Source organism: Sphingomonas yantingensis, assembly GCF_014199325.1.
GTDB lineage: Bacteria > Pseudomonadota > Alphaproteobacteria > Sphingomonadales > Sphingomonadaceae > Sphingomonas > Sphingomonas yantingensis.
Map to the genome: position 1 here is coordinate 51909 of NZ_JACIJJ010000008.1, position 8989 is coordinate 60897.

Annotated in this window: 2 protein-coding genes and 1 pseudogene; all 3 read right to left on the reverse strand. The window is 70.6% G+C overall.

Going from position 1 to position 8989, the window contains the following annotated elements; translation table 11 throughout:
- Window positions 1–101: 101 nt before the first annotated feature.
- A complete protein-coding gene (locus FHR19_RS17405) occupies window positions 102–7445 on the reverse strand; it encodes an autotransporter outer membrane beta-barrel domain-containing protein (protein WP_343053328.1) in 7344 nt (2447 codons plus the stop codon).
- A 144-nt stretch (window positions 7446–7589) separates the two neighbouring features.
- On the reverse strand, window positions 7590–8036 hold the full coding sequence (locus tag FHR19_RS17410) for a hypothetical protein (protein WP_184031210.1): 447 nt from the start codon (window positions 8034–8036) through the stop codon (window positions 7590–7592).
- A gap of 518 nt (window positions 8037–8554) precedes the next feature.
- Window positions 8555–8989 (reverse strand): annotated as a pseudogene (locus tag FHR19_RS17415) (replication initiator protein A); the annotation flags it as partial.

An 8989-nucleotide genomic window follows, 5' to 3' on the forward strand; every position in this document is an offset into this window, starting at 1 on the left:
GGTAGGTTCAATCAGGGATTGTGTTGGTGCTATTGCGCGGGAAGATCTTCCGGCGTCGGTTCACTGCCGGCAGATCGACGTGCGGAGCCCCCGCGCCCGTTTCAGAATCGCAGCCTCACCCCCGCCATCACGCTTTCCTGGTGATCGTCGCGGCCCGTTTGCGACGCGGCGGTCGCGAAGACGCCGAGCGTTTCGGTCAGGCGATAGTCGACACCGGCGGCGACCGTGCCCACGACCGGCGCCCGCTGTGCCCCCAGCGCGATCAGGCCCAGCCCTGCCCCCGAATAGCCGGCCAGCGCATCGGCCCGCCGCCCCTCGATCTGGGTGCGGGCGCCGAGCGACACGAACGGCCGGAATGCCGCGGTCGAGGCGGTGCTGCGGCCCAGATACAGCCCCGCATCGGCGAAGCCCGCGACATGGCGGTCGCGCGCGACGGTCAGCGCGAAGGGACTGCCGCCCGCTTCGGTTAGGCCGTCGCGGTCGGTGCGGACATAGGTGATGCCGGCATGCGGGCGCAGCGCCCAGTCGCCGGCCACCGCCGCCGCATAGCTGACCGACACGTCGCTCACCCAGCTGTTCAGGTCATAGCGATCCTGCGCCGCGACCCCACCGGGCAGCGCGCGCTCAGTCCGTGCCTTGCTGCCGTTGTAGAGGATCGTCGCGTTGATGCCGAAGCCGCCCTCGGCCGCGTACCGCGCCTGGATGCCGGCGACGAAGCCCTCGGCCCGCGTGACCGCATCCAGCGTCTCGATCGCCTGTCGGTTGTTGAGATAGCCGCCGAACGCACCGACGTTCCAGCTGGCATTGCCGACGCCGATCCCGCCGAGGAAGCCATAGTCGCGGCCGCGCGCCGCCGACACGCCCTCACCCCGGTCGGCGCCGAGGCGATGCCAGCCCCCCACGACCTGCGCGAAGGTATAGGCATGGACGTCGGTCCCGTCGGTCGCGAACGCGGGTCCGCGGGCCGCGCCGGTCAGCGTCAGCGCATTGTCGACGCCGATCTGGCTCGCCGTCGCATAGGGCTCGGGCGTCAGCCGCGCGAACGCGGCCGGGTTCGAATTGCCCTGTGCATCGAGAAGCGCGGGCACCGCCGCGAACAGACGGCTCGTCGCCGGCTGCGCGACGAGCGCGGTGTTGGCATAGGCGATGCTCGCCGACACCTGCGGCGTGAAGGCCGCATCGCCGAGGAACTGGCCGAGCAGCTGGATCCGGTCGGCGCGCTGGATGACGAAACCGAACAGGCTGTCGGGCTTGATGACGGTGCCGAAGCTGCCGGTGATCCCGCCGCTCGCGACGATCAGGTCGTAGGTGGCGCCGGGGCGAAGCGTCGCGACGGGCACTACCTGAAGCGTCGACCCCTGCGCGATCGTGACCGCGCCGCTCACGAGCAGCCGGTCGGCGGCGTCGGCGCCGAGCTCGAAGACGCTGCGCGACCCCGACTGGAGCGCGACGTTGCCATTGACGGTCATCGTGCCGACGCCCGCGCCGGGGCTGAGCGTGCCTGCGACCGCGACATTGCCGTTGATCGTGCCGCCCGAGGCGAGGATCGCGCCGCTGCCGACGTTGAGCTGCGCCGCGGTGATCGTCGACCCGGCAAGCCCCGTGAGACGCCCGCCGGTCAGGTCCACGGTCCCGAGCGCCGCCATGCGCGCGATCGTGGCGTCGCCGCCAGTCATCGCGAACCGCTCGACACTGGCGATGTCGACGAAGGCGGCGCTGCCGCCCGCGACGAGGATCGCGTCGCTGCCGCTGCCGCCATCGACCGACCCGGCAAAGCCGCCATAGACGGCGAGGCGATTGTCGCCGGTGCCGAAGCGGACCCGCTCGGCCGTCAGCGTGCTCCCCTGCCCCACCGCCAGATCGGTGTCGGCAAGAACGAGCGAATAGCCCTGCGTGCCGGTCAGCGTGAGCTGGCCGCGCCCCTCGGTCGCCAGCGTCTCGAACCCCGAGAGCACGGGACCGAGCGTGCGGTCGCCCGCCAGCTCGATCGTCGCGCGATCGTCCCCTGCCCCGCCCGACACGCTGCCGACCAGCGTGCCGCCGGCGGCCAGGCGGAAGCGGTCCGCGCCGTCGCCCAGGTCGACGATGCCCGCCAGCGTGCCGCCCGTCGCGACCGCCAGTTGCTGGTCGCCCGCACCGAAGCCGAGCGCCGCGCCCTCGCTGCCGAGCGTCCCCGCCACGGTCAGCGCGCTGCCCGTCAGCGACACCTGCTCGAAGCCCGTCGCCGAGCCCGTCAGCGTGACGGGGCCGGTCGCCGTGAAGCGCAGCGCGTCGGTGCCGCTGCCGCCGTCATAGCGACCCGCCGCGATGCTCGTGCCCATCGCCAGCGTGTCGGCGCCCGCGCCGAGGCTGACGAAGGCGAGGTCGCCGTCGGCGCTCACGCTTTCGGCCAGCGCCGAGCCGGTGACCGTGCCGATCGTGTTGCCCGCCAGCACGAGTTCGAGCCCGGTGCCCGCCAGTGTCACCGCCTCGAAGCGCTGGTCGAGGGTCAGGGCAAGCCGCCCGTCGCCCGTCACGTCGAGCCGCTCGAACCCCGTTCGCGCGCCGATACCGCTGCGATTGCCCGCCAGCACCACGGCATAGCTATCGTCGCCCGCGCCGCCGTCGACGATCCCGCCGACGCTGCTGCCCGCCGCGTCGATGAACACGTCGTTGCCGGTACCGAGCAGAACCGACCCGTCGATCCGCCCGCGATTGACCACGCGGTCCGCGCCGCCCGACAGGTCGATGCTGCCGGCGACGGTGCCGTCGTTGACGACCGTCTCGTCCGCCTCGCTGCCGGTGATGACGGTGCCGCCCGCGCTCGACAGCGTCTGGCCCCCGCCGATCGTGACGGTGCCGCCGCTGACGCCTACCGTCTCGAACCGGAAATTGCCCGAATAGGCGACGCTGCCGCTGCCGACCTGGGTGAAGCGGTCGAAATTGACGAACTGGTCGCCGTTGACCGCGCCGCCGCCGGTCGCGTCGATGACGAGGCTGTCGGTGCCCGCCCCGGCGTCGACGGTACCGATCAGCGCCGCGCTGGCCAGCTGGCGGAACACGTCGTCGCCCGCGCCGAGGAAGACGTTGCCCTCGATCCGGCCGCTATTCTCGATCACGTCGTCGCCGCCGCCCAGGTCGATCGAGCCGATGATCGTACCGCTGTTGACGATACGGTCGTCCTCGCCTCCCAGCGCCTGCACCGCGCCCGCCAGATAGTCGGTGCCGTTATAGCCGATCGTCCGGTCGCCGGGCTCAAGCACCGTCCCCTGCCCGCCGCGGATCGTGCCCGCATTGGCAAGGTCGAGCGCGCCAACGCTGACGATCGCGGTGGAGAGGGCGCCGGTCGCCTCGATCGTGCCGGTCGCGGCGTTGGTGATCGTAGACGCGGCGCCGGTGGGCGCGCTGACAACCACTGCGTTCGCGGCGATCGTGGTCGTGAAGGTCAGGCCCGTCCAATAGTCGACAAACTGGTCAACCGTGCCGCCGGCATTGGCGCGGATCGTCCCGCTATTGGTGAGCGCGATCGCGCCCGCGGTCTGGCCGGCGCGGTCGATCACCAGCGAAACGCCGGTGCCGCCGATGCCGGTGGCCGTGATCGTGCCGCTGTTGGTCAGGCCGATCGTATCGCCGCCGTTCGCCGAGCCGGCGACATAGGCCGCAAGGCCGATCGAATTGCCGGTGATCGTCCCCGAATTGATCGCCGAGAGCGTTCTGCCCGCGGCGGTATCCGTTGGGGCGGGGACCGGGAAGCCGAAGTCGCGATAGACGGCGAGCGTGACGCCGCCCGCGACGGTGCCGCTGTTGGCAAAGGTGATCGCATCGCCGGCACCGTCGATCCCGGCGATCTGCGCGTCGATCAGGACGTCCGCGCCGGGTACCGCCGGATCGACCGCGACGACCGTGCCGCTATTGACGATCGAGATCGTGCGCGCCGTCACCGGGTCGGCGACCGGCGCCGGATAACTGGTATCAGGCCGCGAGAACGCGAACAGGCCGCCCGTGATCGTGCCGCTGTTGGTCGCAGCGATCGAGCCCGAGGCGTTGAGCAGTACCGCATTGTCGGTGCTGCCGGTAATCGTGCCAAGGTTGCGGAAGTCGAGATCGCCGCGACGCGAAAGTTCGACCGCCGCATTCCCGTAATAGAAGCCATTCGACGCCTTCGCGATCGTCCCTTCGTTGACGAACCGGCCGACCGATCCGCTCACCCCGCCGCGCAAGTCGCCGCGGTTGGTGAAGCCCGCAAGCGACAGCGCCGCGCCCGGATCGTTGAAGACGTAGAAGCCGCTATTGCCGAGCGTGACGGCCCCCTCGACCGTTGCGGTGCTGACGATGCTCCCGTCCCCCGACAGGGCAAGGTCGCCCGCGACCGGGGCGGTCGCCGCGACCGTGACGACGGTATCGGCGCCCAGCGCGCGCACCCCCTCGCGCTCGAAGCCGGTGATCGCCAGCGTGCCGAGAGCGATCGTCCCGCTGGTGTCGCGCGCACGGACCAGCGTGTCGTCCCCTGCCCCGCCGTCGATCGCACCGCTGATGCCGGTCACGTCGTTCAGGACGATCAACAGGTCGCTGCCGGCGCCGAAGCGCAGGTCGCCCGAAATCGTCCCGCCATTTGCGAAATAGACGCTCGGCGTGAAGCTGCTGCCGCCATATGGGCTGTAGCCGAGGTTCACCGATCCGGTGATCGTGCCGCGATTGTCGATGGTCCCGCCGCTCAGCCGGATCGCCTCGCCCGCGCCGCCGCGGATCGTGCCGCCCGCCCGGTTGAGGATCGACGTGCCGTAGCTCGATCCATATTGCGACAGGTCGATCGCGGCGCCGCCGGTGCTCGCGATCAGGCCCGCATTGTCGATCGCGGTGCTCGAATAGTCGATCTGCACCGCCGCGCCCGCGACCTCGATTGTGCCGGTGTTGGCAAGGCTGCCGACGTTTCGCACGCCGATCGACGCGGTGGTGCCGCCAGTCTGGCGGATCGTGCCGGAGTTGACGAGCGAGCGGGCGCCGGAGACGCCGACCGCCGACTGAAGCTCGATCGTGCCGTCGTTGACGATGTCGGCCGACCCGGCGATAGCGCTGATCGGGCTGTAGATGTTGGTCGATCGATCGCGCGCGATGATTGTGCCCGCATTGGTGAACTTGCCCGCGCCTAGATTGACGGCGGCATAGCCGTAAGGCTGGTTGTCGGCCTGATCGATCGACAGCGTGCCCCGGCTGACGACGTCGAGCGCTGCGTCGATGGTCTCCGTCTCACCCGGGGCGACGAGCAGGTTGGTCAGCTGGAGCGCCGGCGCGCCGATCGTGGCGATCGTAGCGTCGAGGTCGACGCGGCCGTTCCCGGCCAGCTGCACCGTGCGCCACGACATGCCCGAAAGGGCAAGCGCCGCGCCGTTGTAAAGGTCGAAGCCCGTGCTCGCGAAGCCCGCGGGCGCGGTCACCGATGCGCTGGCGTCGCTGCGCACGCGGTAGTGCAGCAGCGAATCGGTGGCGGTGACGGTGCCGGTGATCCCCGCGAACGCCCCCTGCCCGCCATTCGCCAGCTCGGCGATCAGCGTGTCGTTGCGGCCGAGCGTCAGATTGCCGTTGAGCACCCCGCCCGCCAGCGCGAAATAGCGATTGCCGTTGAACGGATCGCTCGCGCCGCCGCGCACGTTGACATCGCCGTTGATCGTGCCGGCATTGGCGACGACGACGTTGAAGGTGAATTGCGACGCGGCGGCGCCGAAACGCCCGCCGGTGACGACCCCGCCGGCGGCGTTGAGCAACTGCGCATAGGCATCGAGTGCGACCCCGGTGCTGCCCCCGACGATCGTCCCCTCGTTGCGCAGGCCGGTCCGCAGGGTGACGCCGCTGGTCGCGCCCTCGATACGGCCGCTGTTGACGGACGTGAACCCGGTCGACCCGTTGAGTACGAGCGCGGTGCCCCCGGTCGAGCGGATCGTCCCGCGATTGTCGAAGTCGCCGTTGAACGCGCTCAGCGCCATGCCGCCGGCGACGATCGTTCCGGTGTTGACGACGGCATCGGCCAGGCTGACCGACACGCCGTCGCCCGCCGCCTCGATCCGCCCCTGATTCTCGAACCGGCGGATCTGCTGGAGGTTGACGGCAGCGGTGCCGGGGCTCGCCACCAGTGCGCGGATCACGCCCGCATTCACGAACCGCGGAGCGGAGGTGTTGAAGACGAACTCGTCGGCGGCGACCACCGCGCTCGTGCCCGTCAGCGTCGTTGCGTTGACGATCGTCCCCTCGCCCGCAAGGCTGAGGATGCCCGGCGCGCGGAAGCCGTCGGCCAGCGTGACGGTCCGGTCCAGATCGGGGGCCAGCGTCAGCCGTTCGAACGCGGTCGGGATCGGCGTCACCCCGGCGAGCGACGTGTCCGCGCCGAAGCCGACGCGCAGCGTGTCGGTGCCCCCACCCCCGTCGATCGCACCGGTCACGCCGGTGACGACGCGCCCGTCCAGATAGCGCGCGATCAGAATATCGTTGCCGTCGCCGAGCCGCAGCCCGCCGTTGATCGTTCCCAAGGTCGAATCGATCGTCGCCCCGCTGAAGCCGGACACGACGACACCGCCGGTGATCGTCCCGGCATTGCGAAGGCGAAGCGCGGTGTCAGCCTGGATCGCGGTGGTGCCCGCCGACGCGATGCGGCCACTCGCCGCGTTGGTGATGTCGAGGACCTGGCCGGTGATCGCCGCCCCCGTCCCGCGATTCTCGATCGCGCCGCTGTTGGTCAGCGTCTTGTTGCTGCTCCCAAGCGCGAGCGTCGCGGCGGGGCTCGCCGCGGTGATCGTGCCGCTGTTCGCGAAGCTGCCGAACGCAGCGAAGAACGACGTGCCGACATCGATCGCGCTCAGCGCGCCGCCGTCGATCGTGCCGGCATTGTCGAGCGACCCCACCGGGCCGGCGATCGCGCCGATCCGCCCCGTCGCGCGATTGACGATCCGGTCGAAGCTGGCGCGATCCGGCGTGGCGGCGCGAAGCGCGATGCCGCCGGTGCCGATCAGCGACCCGGCATTGTCGATCGTGGCGCGCACGCCGGTAAAGCCCGATGCCGGTCCCTCGAGCAAGACGGCATTGGCGCCGCGCACCACGCCGCCCTCGAGCACGGTCATGGCAAGCTCTGCCGTCGAGAAGCCGGAGCCGGAGGCAGGCGCGGTCGCGAGCAGGCGCACGCCCGCGGCTTGCCCGCCGTCGACGGTCCCCGCGACCGACAGTCGGACCGGCGCGCCGAACACATCCGTCGGCAGGCGGAAGTCGATCGCGGGCGACCCGTTCGACAGCACGCGCGCGCCCGGCTGAACCGTCACCGACGTGCCGCGCGTCGTGACCGAAAGCCCGTCGCTATCGGTGCCAGCACAGATGACGATGCCGTTCTCGGTCGCGGGTTCGGGGGCACATTGCGCAAAGGCCGTGCCGGTGTGGCCGATCCCCAGCAACAGCGCCGTCGTTCCCAGCGCACGCGCCCTCACGCGGTGAACCCGCGACTTGCCCCCGACCATGCAATCCCCCTTTAGTTCTAGTGGATGGCTTAGGCGGAACTGTGGTTGTGTGTCTATCTATTTGAAGTGACGTGCTTCGTCGGTGCGTCCGTTAATGGACCGATCGCTCGGGCTTCAGCTGAACAGATCGCCGACCGCGCGGCGCGCGCGCAGCGTGGCCGCACGGCGGCGGCGATGTTCGGGCCGGTCGTGGGCGAGATGGCAACGCTGGCAGAGCGCGGCCAGGTTGCGGAGCCGGTTGTTGCCGGGGTCATGGTCGAGATGTGCGGTGGCAAGAACGACGCGCGTCGTGCGCGGCGGCACCGGTCCCGTCCCGTCGTCGAGCGTAAGCTGTCGGGGCGGGTCGACGCGGACCCGCCGGCCCCGGCCGTCGCGCCACCCCCCTGCCCCGGCGGACAGCGTCTCGTCCCACCAGCGCCCGTCGCCTAGGTGCATCACGCGCCGGCCGTGCGGGCGCCGGCAATGCTCGCACCGACCCCCTGCTCGCCCGAAACGGACCATCGCCGACAATTCGCACCAGTCGATCGGATAGAGCCAGCGATGCTCGGGGCGGATCGGCATTGCGCTATCGCGGGCGAAATGGGTGGAGCGGTGCCATTGCCCCGGTCTATTGGGACGGCGCGGGGTTGTCCGATGGATTGTTTGACTCAATCGGCCGCCATTGATTCAGCGGGTCGATCAATGCGCGCGAGATCCCTCTCATCTCTCAAAGAACACATCACCTGGGTTAGACGGTTTTTCCTTGAGGTTAGACGGTTAGCACGGCCCGCCGACGCCGTTCGCGCGCGGAAACCGGCGAGTCGGCGTGCCCGTGCCGTTCCCGATGTGCCGATGCCTCGTTCCCGAAGGATCGATGCGCGCGTTCCAGAAGGATCGTCGCGCCGTTCCCGAAGGGGCGAAACTCGTTCCCGGAGTGTCGATGGTGCGCAATGGGGTCGCCGCGATTGAATCACTTTCTGTTGGATCGGCGCGAAGCAGGTTCAAAAGATGGGGTCGGCGCGCGGCGGCGCGGTTTGGCTCCGGCGGCGGCCTCGGGCAACCCGACACTTCGGGAACGCGGAACGCGTCCCCTCCCCCGGTTATCGCCGACCAAGCTCGTGGCGATGCTTTTCGTCGAAGCGGCGGACATAGCCGATGAACGCGGCCTGATAGCTGACGGGGGTGCGCGCGCTGTCGGCCTCGATCCAGGCGCGGAAATCGGCGTGGAGCGTCTGGTAGTCCCAGCCCGGACATTCGGCGCGCAGCGTCGCCAGCGTCGCGTCGGTGATCTCGCCCGCGGTCGCGCGCGTCGCCGCCTTGGTGACGGTGCGGCGGATCAGCGCGCGCACGTCCACCGTCTCCTCGGCCTCGGCGGGGCGCGGCTGCGGCTTGGCGACCGGTGCGGGGGCAGGGGCCGGGGCAGGGGCCGGGGCAGGGGCAGGGGCAGGGGGCGCCTTCGCGGTCGTCGCGTCCGTCACCGACCGCACCGGCCGCTCGGCATCGGCGCGGCGGCGCATCCTGAGGCTCGGCTCGCG